This window comes from Nonomuraea sp. NPDC049709, from assembly GCF_040674815.1.
In the GTDB taxonomy this organism is placed as follows: domain Bacteria; phylum Actinomycetota; class Actinomycetes; order Streptosporangiales; family Streptosporangiaceae; genus Nonomuraea.
Genome location: NZ_JBFANM010000029.1, coordinates 95,311 through 119,076, shown reverse-complemented (window position 1 = coordinate 119,076; position 23,766 = coordinate 95,311). Strand labels below are relative to the sequence as shown.

Sequence of the window (23,766 nt, the reverse complement as noted above, 5' to 3'; positions counted from 1 at the left end):
CTCTTCTCTCAGAAGGTGACGGTCGTCGCGAACGCGCCGAGGCCGTAGGAGAGGGTCACGCTCTGGCCGGGGCCGAGCTGGAGGATCCCGTCGCCGGGCCTGGCCCTGCCGGACGCGGTCCGGATCGTGCCGGTGAAGTCGAGGGCACTGGGGCCCGACTCGGTGACCGTGATCGTCTCGCTGTCGCCGCTCGACGAGGTGGCCCGCAACGTGCCGGTCTCGCGGGCGGTGGCGTCGAGGTTGAGCGGGGCGCGCAGCCGTACGGTGAGCGGGCCGCCCGGGCGCGGGGTGGAGTGCCGGATGCTCGTCCGGTCCACGGCGAGCTGGGCGAGGCTGGCGTTCCACGCCGTGTTGAAGGCCACCCAGCCTTCCGTGTAGCCGAGGTCGGCGTCGGGCACGTAGGGGTAGGACGCCTCCTTGGGGGAGCCGTCGAGCACCCCCTGCACCTCTTCGAGCTCGCCCGCGCCATGGCCGGGCGGATACTCCTTGGGCCAGCCGCGCTCCACGCCCTCGAACCCGCCGGGGGTGGCGGCGTCGTGCGAGAAGTGGGCGTCGGCCGGGTTGCGGCCGAAGACGTGGTCGATGTGACCGGCCGCGATCCTGCGCAGCGCGGTCTCGCGGGCGGGGTCGTCGAGCACGCGGGCGGCGGCGAGGGCCGCGGCGGGCAGGCCCGCGACGTTCCCCGGCTCGTTGAACTCGGGAATGATCCACAAGGAGTCCGAATATTTCCGGAAATCCCACATGTTCTCCGAGCGGGCGATCACCACGTCGGCCCACTGCTCGATCTTGGTACGCAGGGCCGCCGACGGATACCGGGCCGCGTAGTAGGCCAGCGACTCCATCGTGACGTGCTCGCTCATCCGCTGGCCCTTGGTGGTGGCCGGGTCGGTCCAGTCGAGGTTGTCCACGATCCAGTCCACCTGGGCGCGGGCGGCGTCGAGGTAGCGCTGCGGCTCCGGCAGACCGTCGCGCCGGGCGACGTCGTACATCATGAGGTTCGGCACGATCGAGTGGCCGGGCGGGAACATGCCCTTGCCGGTGCCGATGACGGTGTATGTCTGGAACAGGTCGGCGCTGTGCGGGATGTCGTACCAGTTCCACCGGTCGCGCGCCGGGTCGCCCCAGGTGGCCGTCAGGTGGTCGCGGGCCTTGAGGTACTGCTCGCGCGGGATCCACCGCTCCAGATGCGGGTACGCGTGCACGAACCAGGCCAGCTGCTCCTTGAGCAGGTCGTGGTTGACCCGGCCCTGGAGGTAGAGGTCCACCCCCCAGTTGATCAGCTTCACGATCTCGGGGGCGTCCGGCGCGGCCGGGACGGCCAGCCCGTCGTAGCGGCCGGTGCCGGGGGAGCGGGTGAAGGCGTCCGGGTTGGACAGGTAGAGCTCGATCAGGCTCTGCAGCGAGAACGAGAACTGGTGGTCGTCGCGCCAGGCCACCCCGGTGTTGCCGCGGTTGCAGTGCGGCCCTTTGGGGTCGGTGAAGACGAGCTTGCCCGCGTCGCCGTGGGCGCAGCGGGTCTGCACCATGAAGTCCACCGCCCGCTGGACGGCCACCCGGTAGGTCCAGTAGGGGCCGATCCCGAACGGGTGAGAGGTGCCGCCGTTCACCGTGGCCACGTACGGGCCGGCGGAGGCGGGGCGGAAGGCGGTGAAGTCGCCGACGCCGCCCTTCACCGTGCCGCTGAACACCGTCGAGCCGTCCCGCGTGATCGTGAACGGGGTGCCGTCCGCCGCGCCGGGGGCGGTGAGGCGCTTGGGACCGGTCAGGTCGTAGCCGCTCTGGTTGACCAGCACGTCCTGGTGGGGCGCGGTCGAGCGCAGGCGTACGGCGTCGGCCCTGGTGACCTTGCCCGCGGTGGCGGCCGTGACGGTCAGGGCCACGGCGTCACCCTCGGCCAGCCGCAGCGTGGCCAGGGGATGCCAGGCGTCGCCGAAGGCGGCCTGGTTCGCGCGGACCTGGGTCTGCCCCCAGGAGTAGAGGACGGCGGGATCGTTGACGTCGGAGGAGGCGGGGATCCAGACGTCCAGCGAGAACTCGCCGTCGAGCGGCGCGGTGAGCGTCCAGGTTGCGGTGGCGCCCACCTCCCTGGTGAAGCGCGTCGTGCCGGCGAGGTAACCGGTGCGCTGGGCCTGCGTCCACGCGCCGGTCTCGCGGTAGGCGGCGTCGCGCGTGGTGACGACGGCCTGCACGGGACCGGGCGCGGCCAGGGCGGGCGGCCCGATCGTGAGGATGAGCGGCAGCAGGACGGCGAGGGCGGATAAGACGTGGGGGATGCGCGTCCGTGCGAGCATGAGGGAACCACCTCTGTCGTGAAGGGCACGGGTGTGTACGGAAGCCGCCCGGTGGGAGGGCCCCGGGGGGAATGGGCGTTCCCCCCGAACCGGGTCCCCTGCCGGGCGGTTGTCCTACTTCTGCAGCGGCTTGGCCGTCTCGGCCGCCTTGGCCAGGGCCTCCTTGGCCGGCGACTGGCCGACCAGCACGGCCTGCACCTGCTCGGCGATCGCGGTCTCGATCTGGGCGTATCCGGCGTAGCGCCAGAACGGGTTCGCGGTCGCGGTCTTGGTGATCTTCTCGGTCCACTCGGTGGTGAACGTGTCGCCGGAGACCTTCGGGTCGGCCAGGCCCGCCGTGGTGGTGGGCGGCAGCTTCACCTTCTCGAAGAACGAGGCCACGGTGGCGGTGTCGGAGGTCGCGTACGCGGCGAAGTCGGCGGCGGCGTCCGAGCCCGCACCCTCCACGACCACGATCACGTGGCCCCACAGCAGCGCCTGCGGCGTGTCACCGGCCTTCAGCACCGGCCTGGCCAGCGGCGCCATCTTCCCGGTCAGCGCCTTGTCCGGCGACTGCGCGGCCACCACCCCGCGGGTGATGATCGCGTCGTCGTAGAAGGCCGCCTTGCCCTGGGCGAACAGCGCGCGGGCGTCGAAGCGGTCCACGTCGGGCGCGATGAGCTCGGCGTCGTAGAGCTTCTTGTACCACTCGACGGCCGCGACCGACGCGTCGTCGCCCACGGTGATCGTGTCACCCTCCAGCAGCGGGCTGCCGAACGTGCGCATCCACGGCAGGATGTCCTTGAGCTGGGCCGCCTTGGTCGCGGCCGCGTACGGCGTGATGCCGCCGCCCAGCTTCGCCACCGCCCGCAGCGCCGCCTCGAACTCCTCGATCGTGGCCGGCAGCTCCTCCACCCCGGCCTTCTTCAGGATCTCGGTGTTGGCGACCAGCCCGATCGAGCCGGTCGTCCACGGCAGCCCGAGCTGCTTGCCGCCGAACTGCCCGCTGCTCAGCGCCACGTCCGTGTAGCCGCCCTTGGCCCCCTGCGCGCCGAGATCCTTCAGCTTGCCCATGGCGGCCAGCGCGGCCAGCCAGGAGATGTCGAGCTGGATCGCGCCGGTGAGCTGGCCGCCGCGCAGCTTGAGCGTCACCTGGTTGAGGTACTCGTTGTACGGGAACGACGCGGTGCTGATCTTCACCTGCTTGGCCCCGGCGTAGGCGTCCACGATGGCCTGCACCGCGCCCTTCTGCGCCTCCTCGTTCAGCGACCAGGACGTGAAGCCGAACGTCTTCGCGCCCGCGTCACCCTTCGGCGCCCCTCCGGAGGAGGCATCGGGGGCGCAGGCGGCCACGGCTGCCCCGAGCGCCCCCAGGCCGAGCAGGCGGAAGGCGTCGCGGCGGTTGAGCGTGTTCATGATTCTCCTGAAAAAGGGGGATGGAGGTCAGCCCTTGACCGCGCCCGCCGTGAGTCCGCCCACCAGGTACCGCTGCAGGAACATGAACGCGGCGATGACCGGGAGCGAGACGACGAAGGACGCGGCCATCAGATCTGGCCAGGCGGTTTGGAACTCCCCGAGATAGGTGTGCACCAGGCCCGGCGGCAGCGTCTGCCGGGCCGGGTCGGTGAGGGTGAGCGCGAAGATGAAGTCGTTCCACGCCCGTACGAACGCGAACAGCCCGGCCGCCACCAGCCCGGGCGCGGCCAGCGGCAGCGCGATCTGGTGCAGCGTGCGCCAGCGCGAGGCGCCGTCGATGGCGGCCGCCTCCATGAGGGTGCTCGGGACCGTGTCGAAGATCCCCTTCAGCATCCACACGCACAGCGGCAGCGTGAACGTGGTGAACGACAGGATCAGCGCGGCGTAGCTGCCCAGCAGGCCGGTCGCGCTGAAGACGGCGTACAGGGTGATCAGCAGCACCGCCTGCGGGAAGAGCTGCGAGGCCAGGATGAGGTGCATCAGCGACTTGCGGCCCCGGTAGCGGAACTTGGAGAAGGCGTAGGCCATGTACGCCGACACCAGCACGCTGAGGAAGGCCGTGACGACCGACACGATCACGCTGTTGACCAGGTAGCCGAAGAGCTGCTCGTTCTCGGCCAGCTTGGTGAAGTGGTCGAAGGTGATCTCGGTGGGGAACAGTGCGGGCGGGAAGCTGAACGCCTTGTCGTCCGGCGTGAACGCGGTGACGACCAGCCAGTAGATCGGCGCCAGCCCGAACACCCCGATCACCGCCACGGCGATCCAGGCGGCCACCCGGGAGCGCGGCCGGCGCCTCCTCGGGGCGCTCGCGAGCGGGACCGTACGGGTGAGCGTGGCCGTCATGCGTTCTCCTTGCGCAGGTAGAAGGCCATCAGCACGAGCAGCAGGAGCATCCACAGGCCGCCGAGCGCGGTGGCGTGACCCAGGTCGAAGCCCTTGAACGCGGTGTCGTACACGGCCACGGCGAACGTCTTGGTCGCGCCCGCCGGGCCGCCGCCGGTCAGGACGTAGATGGTGTCGAAGTGCTGGAAGTTCCAGATGAACTCCAGCAGGAACGCGATCCCGGCGATGGCCCGCATGTGCGGCACGGTCACGGACCTGAAGCGGCGGATCGCCCCCGCGCCGTCCACCGAGGCGGCCTCGTGCAGCTCCTTGGGCATCGTCTGCAGGCCGGCCAGCAGCATGACCATCATCCAGGGGAAGCTGGCCCAGGTCTTGGTGACGATCACCGCGATCATCGCCGTCGTCGGCTCGCCGAGCCAGCTGATGTGCGTGCCGAGCAGGCCGTTGAGCACGCCGTAGTTGGCGTTGAAGATCCACAGCCAGAGGAAGGAGACCACCACGCCGGGGATCACCCACGGGAACAGGAACAGGCCGCGCAGCCAGCCGGGCAGCCCGGCGTTGAGCGCGAGCGCCAGCGCGTACCCGATCAGGAAGGGGGCGATCGTGGCGCCGAGCGTGAACACCAGCGTGTTGCGCAGCACCGGCCAGAAGTCGCCGCCGAGCAGGTCCGCGAAGTTGGCCAGGCCGACGAAGGACCGGCCGGGCCGCACGAGGCTCTGCTCGAAGAAGCCCGTGACCAGCGCGGACACCAGCGGGTACGCGATGATCGCGAGGAACAGCGCCAGCCCCGGCACCATCAGCAACCAGGCGAACTGGCCGTCGGAGAGCTTGCGTCCCCTCATGGCCGGCCCGAGGCGGCGACGGCGTGGACCGGGCCGACGTATCCGAGCCCGATGCTGATGGAGTCGGCGGTCTCGATGATCGTGCGGGCCAGCTCGGCCTCGCGCGCCTCCAGGTCGATCGCCGACAGCGGCCCGGAGATCGAGATCGCGGCCACGATCGTGCCCGACATGTCGCGGATCGGCGCCGCCACGCACGCGCGGCCGAACGCCAGCTCCTCCACCTCGGTCGCGTAGCCCCGGCCGGTCGTGGCGGCCAGCTCCCGGTCCAGCGCATCGTGCGTGACGATCGTCCGGGAGGTGAACGGCCGCATCTCGGGCAGCAGCTCGCGCCGCTCCTCGGGGGTGAGGGCGAGCAGCAGGCACTTGCCGATCCCGGTCGCGTAGAGCGGCTTGCGCTGCCCGGTCAGCACGAACGACCTGGGGGCCAGCCTGCCCTCGAAGTTCAGCAGGTAGAACATCGACTCCGCGCGCCTGACGGCCACGTTGACGCCCAGGCCGAGCGTGCCGGCCAGGTCCTGGGCGATCTGGCGGGCCTCGCGGTGCACCGGGTTCTGATTCAGCGCGACGCCGCCGAGCGTGATGGGGGCGGTGCCCAGCCGGTAGAGGCCGCTCACCTCGTCCCGCTCGACGAACTCCAGCGTCTCCAGCGTGGCCAGCAGCCGGGAGGCGGTCGAGGTGCCGAGCCCGGTGGCCTTGGCGACGTCCGACACGCGCAGCTCTGGCCGGCCCGTCAGGAACGCCCGCAGGACGGAGATAGCCCGTTCTACGCTCTGATTGTTGCTCTGGTCGGAAGCCACCCTGTCTCCATTGCAATTGGCTTGCACTATGTGGGATCGTCACGCACATGCCGCAAATTCGTCAAGTGCGATGTTTCCCGGTGAAGATCCGGCACGAGGACGCCTACCTGGGCACGCCCGCCCAGGAGGAGGGCTATTTCGTCCGCCCGCCCTGGCGCAGCCTCTACTCGGCCCGCTTCGAGACCCTGCTGGTGAGCATCACGACCGACGACGGCACGACCGGCTGGGGCGAGGCGCTGGCGCCGGTCGCCCCCGAGGTGCCCGCCGCGATCGTCGAGCGGCTGCTCGCGCCCGCGCTGATCGGCGAGGACCCGACGCGCGTGCGCCCGCTGTGGGAGAAGCTGAGTGGCCTCATGCGGGAGCGCGGCCACCTCACCGGCCACCAGGCCGACGCGCTGGCCGCCGTGGACATCGCGCTGTGGGACCTGACCGGCCGCCTCACCGGCCGCTCGGTCGCCGAGCTGCTCGGCGGCGCGTTCCGGCAGACCGTCCCCGTCTACGTCAGCGGCCTGCCCAGGCCGACCGACGCCGAGCGCTCCGAGCTGGCCCGCCAGTGGGCGGCCAAGGGCGCCACCATGGTGAAGCTGCACCTCGGGCACGGGGTGGCGGAGGACCTCGCCACCGTGGACGCGGTCGCCGCCTCGGGGCTGAAGGTGGCGGTGGACGCGCACTGGGTCTACGACGTGCCGCAGGCCGTACGGCTGGCGCGCGGGCTGGCCGAGCGGGGCGCGCTGTTCCTGGAGGCGCCGCTCGCGCCCGAGGACGTCGAAGGCCACCGGGACCTGGTGCGGCGGGCCGACCTGCCGATCGCGGTGGGGGAGACGTTGCGCAACCGGTACGAGTTCGGCCACTGGCTGGGCCGGCGCGCGCTCGGGCTCGCGCAGCCGGACGTGGGGCGTACCGGGATCACGGAGCTGGTCTCGATCGCTGAGCTGGCGGCGGCGCAGCACGTACGGGTGGCGCCGCACCACTCCACCGGCCTCGGCGTCGCGCTGGCCGCCGGCGTCCACGTCAGCGCGGCCCTGGGCAACCTGGCCTTCTTCGAGTACCAGCCCACCACCTGCGAGGTCGCCGGCGCGATCCTGCGGGCCCCGCTGCCCGGCGACGCCACCGGTTTCCCCGTGCCGTCCGGGCCGGGGCTCGGCGTGGACGTCGACCCTTCCGCATTGTCAGCACTGTGATTGGAGAAGTTTCGTTGGTTCTGTCTGGACTGATCCCCATCCTCGCCACCCCGTTCACGGACGAGGGCGAGCTGGACCTGCCGAGCCTGCGGCGGCTGACCGAATGGCAGCTCGCGTCGGGGGCGGACGGCGTGGCCGTGTTCGGCATGGCGAGCGAGGGCTTCGCCCTGACGACCGGGGACCGCGCGCGGATCCTGGCCGAGGTGCGCGCCGTGGCCGGCCCGGCTTCCGTGGTGGCCGGAGTGGGCTCCACCAGCACGGCGAGCGCGCTGGAGCAGGCCGTGGCCGCCAGGGACGGGGGCGCGGATGCGCTCATGGTGCTGCCGCCGTACCTGGTCAAGCCCACGGGCGGGCAACTCGTGGACTTCTACGGCGAGATCGCGGCCCGGACCGGCGTGGACGTCATGGTGCAGGACGCGCCGGGCGCGACCGGGGTGAGCATGCCCGAGCCGCTCATCGTGGAGCTCAGCAAGCTCGACGGGGTGACCTCCGTCAAGGTGGAGGCGCCGCCGACGGCGCCCAAGGTCGCCGCCGTGGTGGCGGGGGTGGCCGACGGGTTCGCGGTGTTCGGGGGGCAGAACGCGCTGTTCTGCCTGGAGGAGTACGCCCTCGGGGCGGTCGGGACGATGCCGGCCTGCGAGTTCACGGACCTGCTCGCGCCGGTGCTGGCCGACTGGGCGGCGGGACGTACCGGGGAGGCGCGCGCCGGGCACGCCCGGCTGCTGCCGCTGATCCGCTCGGGGATGCAGCCCGGACTGGCGTGGGCGGTGCACAAGGAGGTGCTGGTCCGGCGCGGGCTGATCGCCTCGGCGGCGGTCCGCTCCCCGGCCCGGCCCCTCGACGCGGCCAGCCGCGCCCTGCTGGAGCACGTCATGGCGGACCTGTGGTGACCCGGCCGGACGCCCGGGGCGTGCTGCTGGCCGGCGGCAACTCGCCCATCGGGCGGGCCGTCGCCGCGACCTTCGCCGCGCGGGGCGACCGCGTCGTCGGCATCGGGCTGGAGCCGTGCGACGACCCCGCCTACGCCGGTTTCCTCACCCGCGACTGCGCCGACCCCGCCGAGGCCGCCGTGGCGGTGGAGGAGGCGGCGGAGCTGGCCGGCGGGCTGGACGTGCTGGTGCTGGCCACCGCCGTGATGCCCGTCGCCCCCGTCGTGGCCACCACGGACGAGCAGTGGCGGGCCGCGCTGGGGGCCACCCTGGACGTGGCCTTCCACCTGTGCAGGTCCGCCCTGCCCAAGATGCCCAGGGGCGGTGCGGTGGTGGCCGTCGGGTCGGTCAACTCCTTCCTGGCCGCCCCGGGCCTGCCCGCGTACGCCGCCGCCAAGGGCGGTCTGGACGCCTTCGTCCGCCAGCTCGCCCTCGAGTACGGCCCCGCCGGCATCCGCGTCAACTCGGTGGCCCCGGGCCTGATCGGCGGCGAGGACCTGGCGCGCGCCACCGAGGGCTACCCGCTCGGCCGCACCGGGACCCCGGAGGACGTGGCCGGGGCGGTGGCGTTCCTGGCCTCGCCGCAGGCGGCGTTCGTCACCGGTGTCGTCCTGCCCGTGGACGGCGGGTTGTCGATCGCGTCCCCGGCCGCGTGGCTCCGCCCCGACCTGCGCGAACGCTTCCTGCCCTGAGCCGTGACCAGGGAGGGTGCCGAGCTCGTCGCGACAACCCGTACCGGCCGCGCCGTCCGCTGCCCAAAGGTGCGAAACTGGGCCCATGGTGGATGGAGAGCACCCTCCGTTGATGCCCAACATGCGGCTCGACGAGCTGCTGGCCGAGCTCCAGGTCCGGCTCAACGCCGTGCTGGCCACCAGGGACCGCGTGCACGCGCTGCTGGAGGCGGTCGTGTCCGTCGGCAGTGACCTGGACCTGGAGACCGTGCTGCGGCGCATCGTGGAGACCGCGACCAAGCTGGTGGACGCCAGCTACGGCGCGCTCGGCGTGGTCGGGCAGGAGCAGACGCTCGTCCAGTTCATCCCCGTGGGGCTGACGGACGAGGAGATCGCCAAGATCGAGCACTGGCCGCACGGGCTCGGCCTGCTCGGGCTGCTGATCAAGGACGCGCGCCCGCTGCGGCTGGGCCGCATCTCCGACCACCCCGAGTCGTACGGGTTCCCGCCCGGCCACCCGCCGATGGGCACGTTCCTCGGGGTGCCGATCCGGGTGCGCGACGAGGTGTTCGGCAACCTCTACCTGACGGAGAAGCGCGGCGGCGGCGACTTCGACGAGGAGGACGAGGCCATCGTGATCGCGCTGGCCACGGCCGCCGGCGTCGCGGTGGAGAACGCCCGCCTCTATGAGGAGACGCGCAGGCGCGAGACCTGGCTGGAGGCGTCGTCGGAAGTGACGACCAGCCTGCTGTCAGGGGCTGACACCAGCCAGGTGCTGAGCATCGTGGCGACCAGGGCCCGGCAGATGACCGACGCGGATCTCGTACAGATCCTGCTGCCCGACGACGGCGGCGACCACCTGCGGGTGGAGTGCGCGCAGGGCGAGCTGGTCCAGGAGGTGTCGGACCTGATGTTCGAGCTGACCTCCACGGCGGCCGGCGGGGTGTTCAACGAGGGGCGGGCGGTGTCGGCGGGCAACCTGCTCGACGAGGACTCCCCGCTGCGCCCGCTCGGCCTCGGGCCCGAGCTGCTCATGCCGCTGGGCGCCGGCCGCTCCGTACGCGGCGTGCTGGCCCTGGCCAAGCGGTCGGGCCGGCTGCCGTTCAGCGGCGCCGACCTGCGCATGCTGGAGGCGTTCGCCGGCCAGGCCGCGATCGCGCTGGAGCTGGCCGACACGCGCCGCGACGCCGAGCGCCTGGGCCTGCTGGAGGACCGCGACCGGATCGCCAAGGACCTGCACGACGTGGTCATCCAGCGCCTGTTCGCCACCGCCATGACCCTGATGAGCACGGTCCGGCTGGTGGAGCGGCCCGAGGCGGCCAACCGGCTGCAGCACGCCATCGACGAGCTGGACGAGACGATCCGCCAGATCCGCTCCACGATCTTCGCCCTGCAGAACGTCAGGGAGACGGCCGGTCCCAGCCTGCGGGCGCGGATCGTGGGCCTGGTGGAGGGCGCGCGCGGCCACCTCGGCTTCATGCCGGGCCTGCGGATGGAGGGCCAGCTCGACAACCTGATCTCCGAGGACCTCGCCGAGCAGGTGCTGGCTGTCCTGCGCGAGGCGCTGTCCAACGTGGTCCGGCACGCCAAGGCCACCAGGGCGGAGGTGTCGGTGGAGGTGACCGGCGACCGGCTCACGCTCGCCGTGCGGGACAACGGGGTGGGGCTGCCCGAAGAGGGGCGGCGCAGCGGGCTGCGCAACCTCGAGGAGCGGGCCGCCGGGCTGGGCGGCACGTTCGAGGCGGCCCCGGCCGAGGGCGGCGGCACGGCGCTGAACTGGACGGTGCCCCTGTGACCGCGTCCGGCGCCGGCGGTCGTGGTCAGGTCATTCGTGCCGGTCGGCGCGCAGGCGGGCCGACAGCGCCGCCGCCTGGGTGCGCCGCTGCATGTTGAGCTTGGACAGCAGGTTGGACACGTAGTTCTTGACCGTCTTCTCGGCCAGGAACATGCGCTCGCCGATCTGCCGGTTGGTCAGCCCCTCGCCGATCAGGTCGAGGATGTGCCGCTCCTGCTCCGACAGCGCCGCCAGCGGGTCCTTTTTGGCGGACTGGTCGCGCAGGCGCTGGAGCATGGCGGCGGTGGTCTGCGGGTCGAGCAGCGACTGCCCGGACGCCACCGTACGCACCGCGCCCACCAGGTCGGAGCCGTGGATCTGCTTGAGCACGTAGCCGGAGGCCCCCGCCATCACCGCGTCGAACAGCGCGTCGTCGTCGGCGAACGACGTCAGCATCAGGCACGCCAGCCCCGGCACCCGGGAGCGCACCTCGCGGCACACGTCCACGCCATTGCCGTCGGGCAGCCGCACGTCGAGCACCGCCACGTCGGGCATGAGCGCGGGGATGCGCGCGATCGCCGACTCGGCCGTGCCGGCCTCGCCGATGACCTCGATGTCGTCCTCCGAGTCCAGCAAGGCGGCCACACCACGGCGGACGACTTCATGATCGTCGAGGAGGAACACGCGTATCATGCCTCCACGCTATGCGCTGCCCGCGCCCGCCCGGTAGGGACCTAGGTCCTCGACGTGAGAGCGCGTTTGAGGATCTTGCCCGTGGGGCTCATCGGCAGCTCGTCCACGAACGACACGCGGCGGGGATACTTGTACGCGGCCACCCGCTCCCGTACGAAGTCGCGCAGCTCGTCGCTGGTCACCGGGGCGCGCAGGGCCACCACGGCCTCGATCTCCTCGCCCAGCTCCGGGTGCGGCACCCCGAGGACGGCCGCCTGCCGCACCGCCGGGTGCTCGTACAGGACCTCCTCCACCTCGCGCGGGTAGACCGTGTAGCCGCCCCGGATGATCACGTCGCGGCGCCGGTCCACCAGGAAGAAGTAGCCGTCCTCGTCCACCCGGCCGAGGTCGCCGGTGTGGAACCAGCCGTCGCGGACGGCCTCCGCCGTGGCCTCGGGGTCGTTCCAGTAGCCCTTCATGACATTGGGGCCCCGGACCACGATCTCGCCGATCTCGCCGCCGGGCACCTCGTGGCCGTCCTCGCCGACGACCTTCATCTCGACGCCCCTGATGGGCCAGCCGATCGAGCCCGGCCGGCGGAGGTGGCCGCCCCGGTTGGTCGCGGTCACGGGGGAGGTCTCGCTGAGGCCGTACCCCTCGATGATCTCGCAGCCGAACCTGGCGTCGTACGCGCGCAGCACGTCCAGCGGCAGCGCCGCACCGCCCGAGGCGCAGACCCGCAACATCGACATGTCGGAGGCGCCTGGATGGTCGAGCAGCGCGATGAACATCGTCGGCACGCCCTGGAAGACCGTCACCCCGTCGCGCCTGATGACCTCCAGCGCCGGCCCCGCCTCGAAGCGGCGCAGCAGCGTCAGCCGCGCGCCCGCGTGCACGGTCGCGTTGAGCGAGCAGGTCTGCCCGAACGTGTGATAGAGCGGCAGCGCGCCCAGCACCACGTCGTCCACCCCGAGCGCGTGCATCCGGGCCACGGTGGCGGCGTTGCCGCCCAGGTTCGCGTGGGTCAGCTCGATGCCCTTGGGCCGCCCCGTCGTGCCGGAGGTGTAGTGGATGACCGCGGTGTCGCCGCCCGCCATCGAGGCGATCTCGGGCTCGGCCGCGACGCCGCGCAGCAGCCGCCGGAACTCCCCGGGCACCACGAAGAAGCAGTCCGCCTTCGTGCCGGCCGAGCCCGCCTCCGCCGCCTCGGCGAACGCGTGCCAGGCGATCAGCAGCCGGGCCCCGCAGTTCCCCAGGTACGCGGCGATCTCCCGCCGCTTCAGCAGCGGATCGAGCGGCACCACCACGGCCCCCAGCCGCAGGACCCCGTAGTAGACGACGCCGAACTCGGGCACGTTCGGCAACATGATCGCGACCCGGTCGCCGGGGCCGACCCCGCGGCACCGCAGCAGGCCCGCGAGGCGGGCGCTGAGCCCGTCGAGCGCGCCGTAGGTGAGCTCCGCCTCGTCCAGCGTGAGAACCGCCCTGCCGCCGAGCCGGGCGGCGGCGGCGTGGAGCCGGTCAGCGAGGTTCATGGAAAGACCGTACGTCGGCTCTCGCACGCCCCTCATTGGTCGCGGTGGCCAGTCTTTCCCGCCCAGTATTGGTGGGAAGAGTGTCCTGGAGCGCGATCGCGACGAGCAGCTCGACGAGATCGTTGATCGAGCGCAGGCTCCGCCCGGTGCGTTCCTGGATCCGGCGCAGCCGGTACTGAGCGGTGTTGGGGTGGATCTGCAACCGCTCGGCGGCGGCCCGCAGGTTCAGGTCGGCGGCGGCGAACTCCCTGATCGTGGCCGTCAGCACGCCGCCGCGCGCCCGGTCCTCGGCCAGCAGCGACGTGATGCGCGGGTCCACCAGGTGGCGGGCGGTGTCGTCGGCCTTCAGCGCCAGATACTGGAACGGCGTGATCCTGGGCAGCGCCGCCACGCCGCCCTCCTCGGGCACGAAGTCCAGCACGGCCCTGGCCTCCTGGTAGGCCTGGGGGATCTGCGCGGTGCCCGTCGAGACGGTGCTGATGCCCATGGCCAGCCTGATGCCCTCGGCGGCCAGGCTCTCCAGCACGCCCTGCAGCCGGTCGCACAACTCCTCGGGCCCGGTGCCGGGCCCCAGCGCGGGGATGGCCACGATCTCCGACTGGCGGACGACCGACAGCGTGCGCGTGCCGTTCCCGCCGGTCCTGGCGATCGCCGCGCAGGCCGCGTGCCGGGCGTCGGTGCCCTGGTCGGGACCCGTCGTCACGGAGGTGGGCGGCCCGGCGAGCACCGCGATCACCACGAGCAGCGGCGTGCGCGCGTCCGGGCCCAGGCCGTGCGCCTGCGCGGCGGCCAGCTCCCTGCCGCGCGTCGGCACGCCGCCCGCCAGCAGCGTCTCCAGCAGGTCCCGGCTCTCCCGGACGGCCTCGGCCGCCGCGTACTGCTGGAACTCCATGTACGCGTTCGCCGCGTGCGTGCTGGCGAAGTCGCAGTAGCGCATCAGCGGGGCCGCCAGCGACAGCGCCGCCTCGCGGCCCGCGTACGCGTGCCCGGCCCGCTCGACCACGGCCTCCCAGAACACCTGCTGCCCGACCCGGAAGGCGTTGATGTAGTCGGCCAGCGCCACCCCCGCCCTGGCCCGGCGCATCGCGGCCCGCCGGGTGAACGCGATGTCCTCGAACGTGACCGTGCGCTCCTCCAGCAGCACGCCCAGCTTGGCCCCGTAGTGCTTGACCACCTGGTCCCGCACGTCAGCGTGGAAGGCCGGTCCCTGCGCCTCGTAGGCGGGGATCTCCTCGCGCATCGTCGCGACCGCGACGCCGGCCAGTTCATGGAGGTCGTTGAGCAGCTCGGACAGGATGCGAGTGCGTTCCGCGCGGACGGCGGCTTCCACGGTGCTCGAACCGGTGGACATGCCCGGGATGATCCATGGCCATGGCCGGGCGGTCAACGGGTCGTAACCGCTCCGAGACCCACGCTGTGCTCAGAGGACAACTCGCCTGAAACATCTTGGGTCACCGTGCCCAATGCGGCCTTCTCTCAGCGGATCCTACGCTGAGCCCAACTTAGAACATTGTTCTCCAGGAGGCCGGATGCTGGAGGTACACGATCTTACCGTTCGCTTCGGCGGCATCACCGCGCTGGACGGCGTGGGGTTCGAGGTGGCGGGCGGCGAGATGGTGGGGCTCATCGGGCCGAACGGTGCCGGCAAGACCACCTTGTTCAACTGCCTGACCCGGCGCTACGACGCCGACTCGGGGACCATCGCGTACGAGGGCGCGGACCTGACCGCCGTGGCGCCGCACGCCATCGCGCGGCTCGGCATCGCCAGGACGTTCCAGAACCTGGGCCTGTTCCCCCGCCTGTCCGTCCGCGACAACGTGCTGGTCGGCGCGCATCACCGGGGCCGCGCCGGATTCCTGTCCGCCGGGCTGCGCCTGCCGGGCGTGGGCCGCGAGGAGCGCGCCCTGCGGGCCGACGCCGACGCCGTGCTGCGGCAGCTCGGCCTGTCCGAGGTGGCCGGGCATCCGGCGACCGGGCTGCCGTTCGGCACCCTGAAACGGGTCGAGCTGGCCCGGGCGCTCGTCGGCCGGCCCCGGCTGCTGCTGCTCGACGAGCCGGTGAACGGGCTCAGCTCGTCCGAGGTGGAGGAGTTCGCCGGCACGCTGGCGGCGATCCGCTCCGAGTACGACCTCACGGTGGTCGTGGTCGAGCACCACATGGGATTCGTCATGGGGATCTGCGAGCGCATCGTCTGCCTGGACTTCGGCCGCAAGATCGCCGAAGGCCCGCCGGAAGAGGTCCAGCGGAACCCCGCCGTGATCGAGGCGTACCTGGGGACGGCCGCATGACCGACTTGGTGGTGGAAGACCTGGTCGCCGGCTACGGGGACGCGCGGGTGCTGCACGGCGTGCGCTTCACCGTACGCGAGGGCGAGATCTGCGCGATCCTCGGGCCCAACGGCGCGGGCAAGACGACGTTGCTCCGGGCGCTGTCCGGCATGGTCAAGGCGCGCGGCAAGGTCTCGCTGGGCGGCACCGAGCTCGTGGGCCGCTCGCCCGACGCGCTCGCCAGGCAGGGCATCGCGCATGTGCCCGAGGGGCGGGGCACGTTCATGTCGCTGACCGTCGAGGAGAACCTGCGGCTGGGCGCGTTCGTCCGGCGTGGCCGGGCGAGTGTCGAGGAGGACCTCGGCCGCATCCACACCTACTTCCCGGTCCTGAAGACCCGCCTCAAGCAGACGGCCGGCAGCCTCAGCGGCGGCGAGCAGCAGATGCTGGCCATCGGCCGCGCCCTCATGCTGCGCCCCCGGCTGCTGCTGCTCGACGAGCCGTCGCTCGGCCTGGCCCCGCTGGTCACCCGGGAGCTGTTCCGCATCGTGCAGGCCATCAACGCAGAGGAGCGCACCACCGTGGTCGTCGTCGAGCAGAACGCCCACCTCGCCCTGGGCATCGCCCAGCAGGCGCACGTCCTGGAGACCGGGCGGATCGTGCTGTCGGGCACGGCCGAGGACATCAGGGCCGACGAGCAGGTCGCGCAGTCCTACCTCGGGTACCGGGTGTAGCGCGATGGCCGGATTCCTGCAGCAACTCGTCGAGGGCCTCGGCGCGGGCGCCATCTACGCCAGCCTGGCGCTGGCCCTGGTGCTGATCTACCAGTTCACCGGGATCGTGAACTTCGCCCAGGGCGAGCTGGCCATGTTCTCCACGTACATCGCCTGGCAGTGCGTGGCCGCCGGGCTGCCGTTCTGGGCGGCGCTGGCGGTGACGCTGGTGGTGTCGTTCGCGGGCGGGATGCTCATCGAACGGGTGATCATCCGGCCGGTCGAGGGCGCGCCCGAGCTGACCATCGTGATCGTCACCGTCGGGCTGTTCATCTTCGTCAACGCGGCGGCCGGCTGGATCTGGACGTTCCTCATCAAGGACTTCCCGAACCCGTTCCCCGGCGGCGCCCTGGAGGCGGCCGGGGTCAGCGTGAGCCTGTCCACGCTCGGCGTGCTCGGGGTGGTGGCGCTGGTCATGGGGCTGCTGTACCTGCTCTTCCAGCACACCAAGATCGGCCTCGGGATGCGGGCGGTGGCCACCAACCCCGCCTCGGCGCGGCTGGTCGGCATCAGGGTGGGCTGGACGCTCGCGCTCGGCTGGGGGCTGGCCGCCACCGTGGGCGCGGTGTCGGGCGTGCTGGTGGCGCCGCTGCTGTTCCTGGAGCCCAACATGATGGGCGGCGTCCTCATCTACGCCTTCGCCGCCGCCACGCTCGGCGGGTTCGACAGCCCGGTGGGGGCGGTCGTCGGCGGGCTCGTCGTCGGCGTCGCGGAGACGCTCGCCGGCGCCTACGTCGGCTTCATCGGCTCCGACCTGAAAGTGGGGGTGCCGCTGGTGATCATCCTCGGCGTCCTGCTGCTACGGCCCCAAGGACTGTTCGGGCGAGCGGTGGTGGAGCGGGCATGAGCACACAGGTCGGTGCCAAGGTGACGCCGCCCTCCGTACGGCAGCGGCGGACGTTCGACCCCCGCTGGCGGTGGGTGGGGGCGGCCCTGCTGCTGGCCGCCGCCGTCTACGCGCCCTTCCAGCTCGTCCCCTTCCACGTCTTCCAGCTCACGATGGTGCTGGTGTACGCGGTGGCGCTGCTCGGGCTCAACCTGCTCGTCGGGCACGCCGGGCAGATCTCCCTCGGCCACGGCGCCTTCTTCGCCGTCGGCGCGTACACGGGAGCCATCCTGCTCGACCGCTGGGAGCTCCCGTACCTGCTGACCCTGCCTGTCGCGGCGGGGGTGGCGTTCCTGATCGGGCTGGCCCTCGGCATCCCGGCGATGCGGCTGCGCGGCCTGTACCTGGCGCTCGTGACGCTCGCCATCGCGATCTTCCTCGTGCCGCTGCTCAAGCGGTTCGAGGAGGTGACCGGCGGGTCCATGGGCCTGACCCTGCCCAAGCCCGCGCCGCCCGCGTGGAGCGGCCTGGCCGAGGACCAGTGGCTGTACTTCCTCACCCTGGCCGTCGCCGTGGTCGCGTTCCTGCTGGTCGCCGGCCTGCTGCGGTCGCGCGTCGGCCGGGCGCTGCACGCCCTCCGGGACAACGAGACGGCCGCCGAGGTCATGGGTGTGCGGTTGTCGTTCTACAAGACGCTCGCGTTCGCCTGGAGCGCCATGTTCGCGGGAGCGGCGGGCTGCGTCTACACGTGGGTGATCGGGTTCGTGTCACCGGACTCGTTCACGGTGAACCTGTCGATCACCCTGCTGGCCGGCCTGGTCGTCGGGGGACTGGGCTCGCTGTCCGGACCTGTGCTCGGCGGGCTGTTCGTGATGTTCGTGCCGAGCATCTCGCAGGACGTCAACGACGCCGCGCCCGGCGTCATCTTCGGCCTGCTGATCATCGTGGTGATGTACGTGGCCCCGACGGGGCTCGCCGGGCTGGCCGGGCGCTTGATCAAGAAGATTCCCCGGAAGGAGTAAGAGGGATGCGAGTTTCTGCGATCGGTTGCACGGCGCTGCTCCTGCTTGCCGTCGCCGCCTGCGGGGGGCGGGACAGCGGCGGCGGCACCGGTACGGCCGCCTCGGGCCAGTGCCAGGGGCAGCAGACGACCGGCATCACCGACAAGAGCATCAAACTGGGCGGCATCTACCCGCTGTCCGGCCCCGCCTCCGCCTACGGGGACATCCCCAAAGGCATCAAGGCGTACTTCGACTACATCAACGCCGAGAAGAACGGCATCGGCGGGCGCAAGGTCGAGTTCGTCGTACGCGACGACGGCTACCAGCCGCCCAAGGCCGTCGAGGAGGCCCGCAGGCTGGTGGAGCAGGAGCAGGTGTTCGCCCTGTTCCAGACGCTGGGCACCCCCTCGACCACGGCGACCTGGGACTACGCCAACCAGCGCAAGGTGCCGCAGGTCTTCGTCGCCACCGGCGCCTCGAAGTGGGGCACCGACGCCGCGCACCCGTGGACCATCGGCTGGCAACCCAACTACGTCTCCGAGGCCCGCGTCTACGCGGCCTACCTCAAGCAGGAGAAGCCGGAGGCCAAGGTCGCCGTCCTCTACCAGAACGACGACTTCGGCAAGGACCTGCTGGGCGGGTTCAAGCGGGCGCTGGAGGGCACCCAGATCAAGGTCGTGGCCGAGCAGAGCTACGAGGTCTCCGACCCCAGCATCGACCCGCAGGTGCGCAACCTCGCCGACTCCAAGGCGGACGTGTTCCTCAACATCACCACGCCCAAGTTCGGCTCGCAGGCGCTGGCGGCCGACGCCAAGAACACCAAGTGGAACCCGCTGCACATCGTCAACAACGTCGCCGCCTCGATCACCGTGCTCAAGCCGGTGGGCTTCGAGAACGTCCAGGGCGTCGTGTCGGCCACGTACTACAAGGACCCGAACGACCCGACATGGGCGAACGACGCCGAGATGATGCTCTACAAGGAGAAGATGAAGCAGTACGCGCCCAGTGCCGACCCGAACGTGCCGTACCACACGTTCGGATGGGCGGCGGCGACCAGCTTCCACAGGGCCATGGAGGCGGCCGCGTGCCCGACCCGCGAGGGGCTGCGGGACTCCGTCCGCAACCTGAAGGACGTGAAGGTGGACATGCTGCTGCCCGGGGTGACGCTGAACACCGCCCAGGGCGACGGGTTCCCGATCGAGTCGATGCAGCTCATGACGTTCAAGGGTGAGCGGTGGGAGCTGTTCGGCGAGGTGATCGACACCCGCAAGGAGTTCGGCCCGCTGACGGGCTGACCGGCTGACGAACGGGGCCGCTCGGGGCTGGACGGTCGGGGCTGGACGGTCGGGGTTGGACGGTCGGGGTTGGACGGTCAGGGTTGGACGGTCAGGGCTGGACGGTCAGGGCTGGGGCTTGATCGTCCCGGCCCGGACCAGCCAGTCGACCGCCTCGGAGACGGCCTCCAGAGAGGTGTACCGGCGCCGGTGCCCGAGCAGCCGCTCGGCCTTCGCCATGCTGCAGTGCGGGCTGTGCGCGATGTGGTCGTACGTCACCTGGGCGTCCTCCTCGGACACCGTGCCCCGCCACTGCTCCCACGGCAGGAACGCCAGCCGCGCGTCCCTCCCGAACCAGCCGGCCACCGCCTCGGCGAACCCGCGCAGCGTCAGCGCGGTGGTGGCGACGGAGTGGAAGTTCTCCCCGATGGCGGCGGAGGGACTGGCCATGGCGTCCATGAACAGCCGCGCCACGTCGTCGGCGTGCACGTGCTGGACGGTCTCCATGCCCAGATTGGGCAGCGCGAGCTCGTCACCGTCGGCGAGCGCCTGGTAGACGGCGGGATTGACGTTGCCCGCCGGGTTGACCGGCACCCACCCCGGCCCGGTGATGTGCCCCGGATGGATGATCGTCGCGGGGAACCCGTCGCGGCGGGCGAGGTCGAGCAGGAACGCCTCGATGGCGGCCTTCTGCACGCCGTACTCGCCGAAGGGCGCGCGTCGGCGATCCTCGGTCGTCGGCACCTGCGCGCTCGGCCCGTGCACCCAAATGGTGCCGCAGTGCAGGAACTGGCGCACGCGCCCGGTGAGGGCGGCGGCGATCTCCCGCGCGCTGCTCTCCTTGAAGCAGATCAGATCGATGACCACGTCACCTTCGAGCTCGGCGATCCGCCGCCCGAACGCCCCGTCCGCCCCGTTCGCTTCCTCGGCCTCCCGATCGGCGATGACGGTGCTGACCCGCTGCCACGCGCCGTGCGGGGTGTAGGGGTCACGTTTGCCCCGGCTCACGTTGACGACATCGTGACCGGCTTCGACGAGCCTGGGGATGAGGTACGTACCGATGTGACCGCTACCACCGATGACCACTACGCGCATGCGCCCAGCGTAGACCCGCCCCGGCGACGCCGCCCACCCGTGGGCTGCTTACCGGTTCGGCCCGCTTGTGCCCGCCGGAAAGGCCCGGCGCCCACCCGTGGGCTGGTTACCGGCTTGGCCCCCTACGCCCGCCCCGAGTGGACCTCGCTGCCGCTCGGGCTGTCTTCCAGGCGCGCGCCTCCGGCACGCGACGCCTCCGCCCAGGGGGCGCTTCGCGCAGAGGAGTCTTCGCCCGGGGGCGCTTCGCCCGGGGTCCGGGGGCGCTTCGCGCATGAGGGCCTTTGCCTGGCCCTCCGGCACGCGACGCCTCCGCCCAGGGGGCGCTTCGCGCGGGATGCTTCGCGCACGAGGGCCTTCGCCTGGGGTGCTTCGCGCGGGCGGGGTCGGTGAGGTTTGTCCACAGGCGGTGGACAACAACTTCGCAGGGCGGCGTCCCGCAGAGGCCGAGGCGGTTCCCTTCGGGATGGTGTGGACTCAGCGCGGGTGATAGTTGAGCGTCCCGAGGGGCCAGTGCGTGGACAGCCAGGCTGTCACGGCTTCGTACAAGGGCACGTCCAGTTCGGCTCGGTCGGCCCGGACCCAGGAGGTCACGTCAGTGGCGTGGTGGTCGCTGGGGGAGGGATAGATGTAGACGCAGCCGATCACCTTGCCGCCGGCCGGATCGAGGACGGTGTAGGTGAACCCGCGGCGCTGGGCGAAGTCGTCCGCGTGGCGCTGCAGGTCGGCGAGGTTCGCCTCCAGGGTCATGCCGCCAACGGGAGGCCAGTTTCCGTCCGGGAAGCCCGGGGTCGCGCGGATGTGCTCGATGCTGCTGGTCCAGGCGGCGTGGTCGGCAACGTTGTGCTGGGGCCCCAGGGGCTCCAGACGGAACTGCGGGGTGGCCAGGTACAGGGGCACGTCGAAGTCGTCCGGGACGAGGGCGCGGTCGTTCATGATGCCGAGGCTATGAGGCTGAGCTCATGGGTCGCATTCGGATTGATTCCGCCCCTCGCGCCGCTCACCGCCCAGCCCGTCTGTCGCCTCCGGCGGCAACCCGGTGAACGTCACCGGTCAGAGCACTCATCATCCGCCCCCAGCAGCGCATAGGCGAGCTGGCCGGCCGCCCAGGCCGACCACTGCGCGGTGCTCCAGCCGCACTCCCGCTCCAGCACCAGGAACAGATCGGGCGACAGCAACCCCACAGTGACGTCCGTCGCCCGCTGGACGTCCATTCCGGGCCGCAGCGCATCGAGACCGTCGAGGATGCCGACGAAGGTCTCGTGCGCCGTGCGCCGCTGCCCACTGTTGACCTGCCACTGCTCGGCCATCTCCGGGTCCCCGGCCGCCGCGTCGCGCACCACCGCCAGGATCGCCGCCACCCGGTCGAAGATGGCCCCGCTCTCACGGACCCACAGCGCGATCGCCTTCCTCGGGTCGGTCGAGCCGCGCAACTCCACGAACCAGGGGCGTTCCAGCAGCGGGATCGGCTCGTCGTCGCCCACCGAGGCGACGTCCACCACGTGCTTGAGCAGCTGGCTCTTGCTGCCGTAATGGAAGTAGACCGTCTGCACGGACACCCCGGCCGTGTCGGCCACCTCCTGGAAGGTGGTGCCCGAGTAGCCGCGCGTGGCGAACAGGCCGTGCGCCGCCTCCACGATGCGCCGCCTGGTCGGTGCTGATCGCCGATTCCTGGTATTGACGTCCGCCATGAACTTAGAGTACCACTTTAAAGTGTCACTCTAAATCTTTCGCCGACAAGGAGGCCGGTTGTGACCGTCCTCAAGGGTTTCCACCACATCAAGCTGCCTGTGTCCGACGTACGCAAGAGCGCGGAGTGGTACGGGCGGGTGCTGGGCCTCGGCGTGGCGATCGAGTTCGTCGAGGAGGGGGTGCTCCGTGGCGTGGCCATGCGCGACGCGGGGCAGACGCTGATGATCGCGTTACGCGAGGAGCCGGACCGCGTACGTGCTCTGGGCGGGTTCGACCCCGTCGCGCTGGGGGTGCCCACGCTCGACGCGCTCCGCGACTGGGTCGCCCGCCTCGACGACCTCGGCGTCTCCCACGCCGGCATCACCGAGGGCAGCATCGGCTGGCTGGTCGCCGGCCTGATCGATCCCGACGGCATCGAGATCCGTCTCTACACCCTGCAGCAGAAGAAGGAGCAACGATGAGTACCGTCCACGTCCTGTCAGCCGGCGCGCTGCTGGCCGCCTTAGCCGCGCTCCCCGCCGTCCCGGCCTCAGCCACAGCCTCAACCGCCTCTGCCTCCACGGCCTCAGCGGCCTCAGCAGTCGCGTCCGCCAGGTTCGGTACGTCCGCTGGCGTTGCCCCGTTCGACCGCTGGGGGCCCGTCTACTCGCCGGGCCGCCAGGCCAAGGCCCTCGGCGAGCTGCGGGCCACCGGCCTCGACCCCGAGGACGACCTGCCCGTAGCGCACGTACGCGTCCGGGTGCTGCTCGCCGACCGCACTCCCAGCGACTCCCGCTGCGCGTGGGCCGTCTTCCGCATCACCTACTACGACGACGAGGGACAGCCCGCTCTCACCCACAAGCGCCTGCGCAACTGCTTCGACGACGAGACACCCAGCCTCCTCTTCAGCAGGTCGGACGTCACTGAGGTGGAGCTCAAGGTGTGCAGCGAGGCCAAGTCCGCCAGGCCGAGCGCCAACTGCCTGTACTCGGGGACCTGGAAAGTGCTGTTCACCGCGTTCCCGTGAACGCGGACCCGACGTTGGGACCCGATCGGGCCCTCTACGCCCGCTCTCCGGCTGTCTCGGAGCGGTCGCGCAGGATCGGGACCCCGTCTCCTTGCAGCTCGTCGCAGTAGGCCGCCCGCCCCGTCATCGCCATGATCAGCGACAGCGTCCGCCCCGACACGAGAGCCGGTCCGGCGCCGGCCTCGAAGGGGCCGTCGGTGGCGGCGAGCCGCAACCCGCCGATCCGGCCCTTGGCCTGGACGACCAGGTCCGATTCCCGGTAGTACTCGGCCAGCCGGGTGAGCGTCGGGATCGGATAGTCGCGGCTCAGGCCGAGTGGGCGCCGGATGTCCTCCCCGTGCACGATCGTCTCCCCGAGCATCGCCATGACCGGGAGCGGCGGGGACGTGGTGCTCGTGACGACGGCCTCGAACCTCTCCAGGGTCTCGGCTCCGGTGGCGCCGAGGTGCTCGGCCAGGCGCATGGCCACCTGCCTGTCGAAGTCGAAGCGGCAGCGGACCACGCCCGCCAGCCACCGCACCGGGTTCAGGCTGGCCCCCGCCGTGAGGTGGGCGAGCACCTCGCGCACCGTCAGACCTTCGCACAGGGACGGGGTGGCCCACTGCTCCTCTGTCAGGGCGGCGAGGTCGGACGTCAGGGCTGCTCGTTCGGTGTGGATCAGCGGCCAGATGGCGGCCGGGTCACGGCGGCGACGGCGACGGGTGGATTTTGGGCTCGTGTCTGGCATTCCGGACGTCTTTCTTCTGAGGGTTCTGGGAAGAGAGACATCCCAAGGTGGTGAAAGTCATCGGTCTTCGGTCATCGATTATGGGGGCTGGGGTTCCTGCCTGGCAGGTCAGGACGGC

23 protein-coding genes are annotated in these 23,766 nt (G+C 71.5%); 11 read left to right on the top strand and 12 right to left on the bottom strand.

What is annotated here, in order from left to right; all coding sequences use genetic code 11:
- Positions 1-8: 8 nt before the first annotated feature.
- The 5 genes from AB0J69_RS28305 to AB0J69_RS28285 all read right to left on the bottom strand — a co-directional run bounded on the left by AB0J69_RS28305 (position 9) and on the right by AB0J69_RS28285 (position 6,228).
- Complete coding sequence (locus AB0J69_RS28305; RefSeq protein WP_364123085.1) at positions 9-2,291, bottom strand: hypothetical protein; 2,283 nt, start codon at positions 2,289-2,291, stop codon at positions 9-11.
- Between the two features lie 114 nt (positions 2,292-2,405).
- Positions 2,406-3,686, bottom strand: a complete 1,281-nt coding sequence (locus AB0J69_RS28300; RefSeq protein WP_364123083.1) for a hypothetical protein — start codon at positions 3,684-3,686, stop codon at positions 2,406-2,408.
- A gap of 27 nt (positions 3,687-3,713) precedes the next feature.
- Positions 3,714-4,589 (bottom strand): carbohydrate ABC transporter permease, encoded by an 876-nt coding sequence (locus AB0J69_RS28295; RefSeq protein WP_364123081.1) that lies wholly within the window; start codon positions 4,587-4,589, stop codon positions 3,714-3,716.
- Positions 4,586-5,431 (bottom strand): sugar ABC transporter permease, encoded by an 846-nt coding sequence (locus AB0J69_RS28290; protein ID WP_364123079.1) that lies wholly within the window; start codon positions 5,429-5,431, stop codon positions 4,586-4,588. Before AB0J69_RS28290 ends, AB0J69_RS28295 begins: the two co-directional genes overlap by 4 nt.
- The gene (locus AB0J69_RS28285; RefSeq protein ID WP_364123077.1) at positions 5,428-6,228 is read right to left on the bottom strand and encodes an IclR family transcriptional regulator; all 801 of its coding nucleotides are present in this window, start codon (positions 6,226-6,228) and stop codon (positions 5,428-5,430) included. Before AB0J69_RS28285 ends, AB0J69_RS28290 begins: the two co-directional genes overlap by 4 nt.
- Before the next feature lie 65 nt (positions 6,229-6,293).
- Here AB0J69_RS28285 and AB0J69_RS28280 point away from each other — a divergent pair, with 65 nt between their 5' ends.
- The 4 genes from AB0J69_RS28280 to AB0J69_RS28265 all read left to right on the top strand — a co-directional run bounded on the left by AB0J69_RS28280 (position 6,294) and on the right by AB0J69_RS28265 (position 10,804).
- Positions 6,294-7,409: a mandelate racemase/muconate lactonizing enzyme family protein gene (locus tag AB0J69_RS28280; RefSeq protein ID WP_364123075.1), complete on the top strand. Its 1,116-nt coding sequence runs from the start codon at positions 6,294-6,296 to the stop codon at positions 7,407-7,409.
- 14 nt (positions 7,410-7,423) lie between these two features.
- Positions 7,424-8,299 (top strand): dihydrodipicolinate synthase family protein, encoded by an 876-nt coding sequence (locus tag AB0J69_RS28275; RefSeq protein WP_364123073.1) that lies wholly within the window; start codon positions 7,424-7,426, stop codon positions 8,297-8,299.
- The gene (locus tag AB0J69_RS28270; protein WP_364123071.1) at positions 8,296-9,030 is read left to right on the top strand and encodes an SDR family oxidoreductase; all 735 of its coding nucleotides are present in this window, start codon (positions 8,296-8,298) and stop codon (positions 9,028-9,030) included. The genes AB0J69_RS28275 and AB0J69_RS28270 overlap by 4 nt, the downstream gene beginning before the upstream one ends.
- Positions 9,031-9,115: 85 nt before the next feature.
- Positions 9,116-10,804 (top strand): GAF domain-containing protein, encoded by a 1,689-nt coding sequence (locus tag AB0J69_RS28265; RefSeq protein WP_364123069.1) that lies wholly within the window; start codon positions 9,116-9,118, stop codon positions 10,802-10,804.
- A gap of 30 nt (positions 10,805-10,834) precedes the next feature.
- Here AB0J69_RS28265 and AB0J69_RS28260 read toward each other — a convergent pair whose 3' ends face one another.
- From AB0J69_RS28260 to AB0J69_RS28250, 3 genes are read right to left on the bottom strand one after another with little or no spacing between them, the layout of a single operon-like run.
- Complete coding sequence (locus tag AB0J69_RS28260) at positions 10,835-11,476, bottom strand: response regulator transcription factor (RefSeq protein WP_364123067.1); 642 nt, start codon at positions 11,474-11,476, stop codon at positions 10,835-10,837.
- A gap of 41 nt (positions 11,477-11,517) precedes the next feature.
- On the bottom strand, positions 11,518-12,990 hold the full coding sequence (locus AB0J69_RS28255; protein WP_364123065.1) for a long-chain fatty acid--CoA ligase: 1,473 nt from the start codon (positions 12,988-12,990) through the stop codon (positions 11,518-11,520).
- Positions 12,977-14,341 carry a helix-turn-helix domain-containing protein gene (locus AB0J69_RS28250; protein WP_364123063.1) on the bottom strand — a complete coding sequence of 455 codons (1,365 nt, stop codon included), beginning with the start codon at positions 14,339-14,341 and terminating at the stop codon, positions 12,977-12,979. Before AB0J69_RS28250 ends, AB0J69_RS28255 begins: the two co-directional genes overlap by 14 nt.
- Before the next feature lie 178 nt (positions 14,342-14,519).
- On the opposite strand from AB0J69_RS28250, the gene AB0J69_RS28245 reads away from it, so the two are divergent.
- The 5 genes from AB0J69_RS28245 to AB0J69_RS28225 are packed head-to-tail and all read left to right on the top strand — an operon-like array spanning position 14,520 to position 19,152.
- Complete coding sequence (locus AB0J69_RS28245) at positions 14,520-15,278, top strand: ABC transporter ATP-binding protein (protein WP_364123061.1); 759 nt, start codon at positions 14,520-14,522, stop codon at positions 15,276-15,278.
- Positions 15,275-15,991 carry an ABC transporter ATP-binding protein gene (locus AB0J69_RS28240; RefSeq protein WP_364123059.1) on the top strand — a complete coding sequence of 239 codons (717 nt, stop codon included), beginning with the start codon at positions 15,275-15,277 and terminating at the stop codon, positions 15,989-15,991. Before AB0J69_RS28245 ends, AB0J69_RS28240 begins: the two co-directional genes overlap by 4 nt.
- A gap of 4 nt (positions 15,992-15,995) precedes the next feature.
- Positions 15,996-16,877 carry a branched-chain amino acid ABC transporter permease gene (locus AB0J69_RS28235; RefSeq protein WP_364123057.1) on the top strand — a complete coding sequence of 294 codons (882 nt, stop codon included), beginning with the start codon at positions 15,996-15,998 and terminating at the stop codon, positions 16,875-16,877.
- Complete coding sequence (locus tag AB0J69_RS28230; RefSeq protein WP_364123055.1) at positions 16,874-17,878, top strand: branched-chain amino acid ABC transporter permease; 1,005 nt, start codon at positions 16,874-16,876, stop codon at positions 17,876-17,878. Before AB0J69_RS28235 ends, AB0J69_RS28230 begins: the two co-directional genes overlap by 4 nt.
- Before the next feature lie 5 nt (positions 17,879-17,883).
- Positions 17,884-19,152: an ABC transporter substrate-binding protein gene (locus AB0J69_RS28225; RefSeq protein ID WP_364123053.1), complete on the top strand. Its 1,269-nt coding sequence runs from the start codon at positions 17,884-17,886 to the stop codon at positions 19,150-19,152.
- 105 nt (positions 19,153-19,257) lie between these two features.
- On the opposite strand, the gene AB0J69_RS28220 is transcribed toward AB0J69_RS28225, so the two are convergent.
- The 3 genes from AB0J69_RS28220 to AB0J69_RS28210 form a co-directional block, all read right to left on the bottom strand.
- Positions 19,258-20,226 carry an NAD(P)-dependent oxidoreductase gene (locus AB0J69_RS28220; RefSeq protein ID WP_364123051.1) on the bottom strand — a complete coding sequence of 323 codons (969 nt, stop codon included), beginning with the start codon at positions 20,224-20,226 and terminating at the stop codon, positions 19,258-19,260.
- A 474-nt stretch (positions 20,227-20,700) separates the two neighbouring features.
- Positions 20,701-21,159, bottom strand: a complete 459-nt coding sequence (locus AB0J69_RS28215) for an N-acetyltransferase (protein ID WP_364123049.1) — start codon at positions 21,157-21,159, stop codon at positions 20,701-20,703.
- A 110-nt stretch (positions 21,160-21,269) separates the two neighbouring features.
- A complete protein-coding gene (locus AB0J69_RS28210) occupies positions 21,270-21,914 on the bottom strand; it encodes a TetR/AcrR family transcriptional regulator (protein ID WP_364123047.1) in 645 nt (214 codons plus the stop codon).
- Positions 21,915-21,974: 60 nt separating this feature from the next.
- Here AB0J69_RS28210 and AB0J69_RS28205 point away from each other — a divergent pair, with 60 nt between their 5' ends.
- The gene (locus AB0J69_RS28205) at positions 21,975-22,376 is read left to right on the top strand and encodes a VOC family protein (protein ID WP_364123045.1); all 402 of its coding nucleotides are present in this window, start codon (positions 21,975-21,977) and stop codon (positions 22,374-22,376) included.
- Positions 22,373-22,921: a hypothetical protein gene (locus AB0J69_RS28200; protein ID WP_364123043.1), complete on the top strand. Its 549-nt coding sequence runs from the start codon at positions 22,373-22,375 to the stop codon at positions 22,919-22,921. The genes AB0J69_RS28205 and AB0J69_RS28200 overlap by 4 nt, the downstream gene beginning before the upstream one ends.
- 34 nt (positions 22,922-22,955) lie before the next feature.
- On the opposite strand, the gene AB0J69_RS28195 is transcribed toward AB0J69_RS28200, so the two are convergent.
- The gene (locus AB0J69_RS28195) at positions 22,956-23,648 is read right to left on the bottom strand and encodes a maleylpyruvate isomerase family mycothiol-dependent enzyme (RefSeq protein ID WP_364123041.1); all 693 of its coding nucleotides are present in this window, start codon (positions 23,646-23,648) and stop codon (positions 22,956-22,958) included.
- Positions 23,649-23,766: the final 118 nt, after the last annotated feature.

Bases quoted from the DNA above. Each gene is read 5' to 3' on its own strand.
- AB0J69_RS28290 (WP_364123079.1), bottom strand. From the start codon at position 5,431: ATGAGGGGACGCAAGCTCTCCGACGGCCAGTTCGCCTGGTTGCTGATG.
- AB0J69_RS28295 (WP_364123081.1), bottom strand. From the start codon at position 4,589: ATGACGGCCACGCTCACCCGTACGGTCCCGCTCGCGAGCGCCCCGAGG.
- AB0J69_RS28255 (WP_364123065.1), bottom strand. From the start codon at position 12,990: ATGAACCTCGCTGACCGGCTCCACGCCGCCGCCGCCCGGCTCGGCGGC.
- AB0J69_RS28225 (WP_364123053.1), top strand. From the start codon at position 17,884: ATGCGAGTTTCTGCGATCGGTTGCACGGCGCTGCTCCTGCTTGCCGTC.
- AB0J69_RS28265 (WP_364123069.1), top strand. From the start codon at position 9,116: ATGGTGGATGGAGAGCACCCTCCGTTGATGCCCAACATGCGGCTCGAC.
- AB0J69_RS28200 (WP_364123043.1), top strand. From the start codon at position 22,373: ATGAGTACCGTCCACGTCCTGTCAGCCGGCGCGCTGCTGGCCGCCTTA.
- AB0J69_RS28305 (WP_364123085.1), bottom strand. From the start codon at position 2,291: ATGCTCGCACGGACGCGCATCCCCCACGTCTTATCCGCCCTCGCCGTC.
- AB0J69_RS28240 (WP_364123059.1), top strand. From the start codon at position 15,275: ATGACCGACTTGGTGGTGGAAGACCTGGTCGCCGGCTACGGGGACGCG.
- AB0J69_RS28250 (WP_364123063.1), bottom strand. From the start codon at position 14,341: ATGTCCACCGGTTCGAGCACCGTGGAAGCCGCCGTCCGCGCGGAACGC.
- AB0J69_RS28230 (WP_364123055.1), top strand. From the start codon at position 16,874: ATGAGCACACAGGTCGGTGCCAAGGTGACGCCGCCCTCCGTACGGCAG.
- AB0J69_RS28215 (WP_364123049.1), bottom strand. From the start codon at position 21,159: ATGAACGACCGCGCCCTCGTCCCGGACGACTTCGACGTGCCCCTGTAC.
- AB0J69_RS28220 (WP_364123051.1), bottom strand. From the start codon at position 20,226: ATGCGCGTAGTGGTCATCGGTGGTAGCGGTCACATCGGTACGTACCTC.
- AB0J69_RS28245 (WP_364123061.1), top strand. From the start codon at position 14,520: ATGCTGGAGGTACACGATCTTACCGTTCGCTTCGGCGGCATCACCGCG.
- AB0J69_RS28210 (WP_364123047.1), bottom strand. From the start codon at position 21,914: ATGGCGGACGTCAATACCAGGAATCGGCGATCAGCACCGACCAGGCGG.
- AB0J69_RS28300 (WP_364123083.1), bottom strand. From the start codon at position 3,686: ATGAACACGCTCAACCGCCGCGACGCCTTCCGCCTGCTCGGCCTGGGG.
- AB0J69_RS28260 (WP_364123067.1), bottom strand. From the start codon at position 11,476: ATGATACGCGTGTTCCTCCTCGACGATCATGAAGTCGTCCGCCGTGGT.
- AB0J69_RS28235 (WP_364123057.1), top strand. From the start codon at position 15,996: ATGGCCGGATTCCTGCAGCAACTCGTCGAGGGCCTCGGCGCGGGCGCC.
- AB0J69_RS28195 (WP_364123041.1), bottom strand. From the start codon at position 23,648: ATGCCAGACACGAGCCCAAAATCCACCCGTCGCCGTCGCCGCCGTGAC.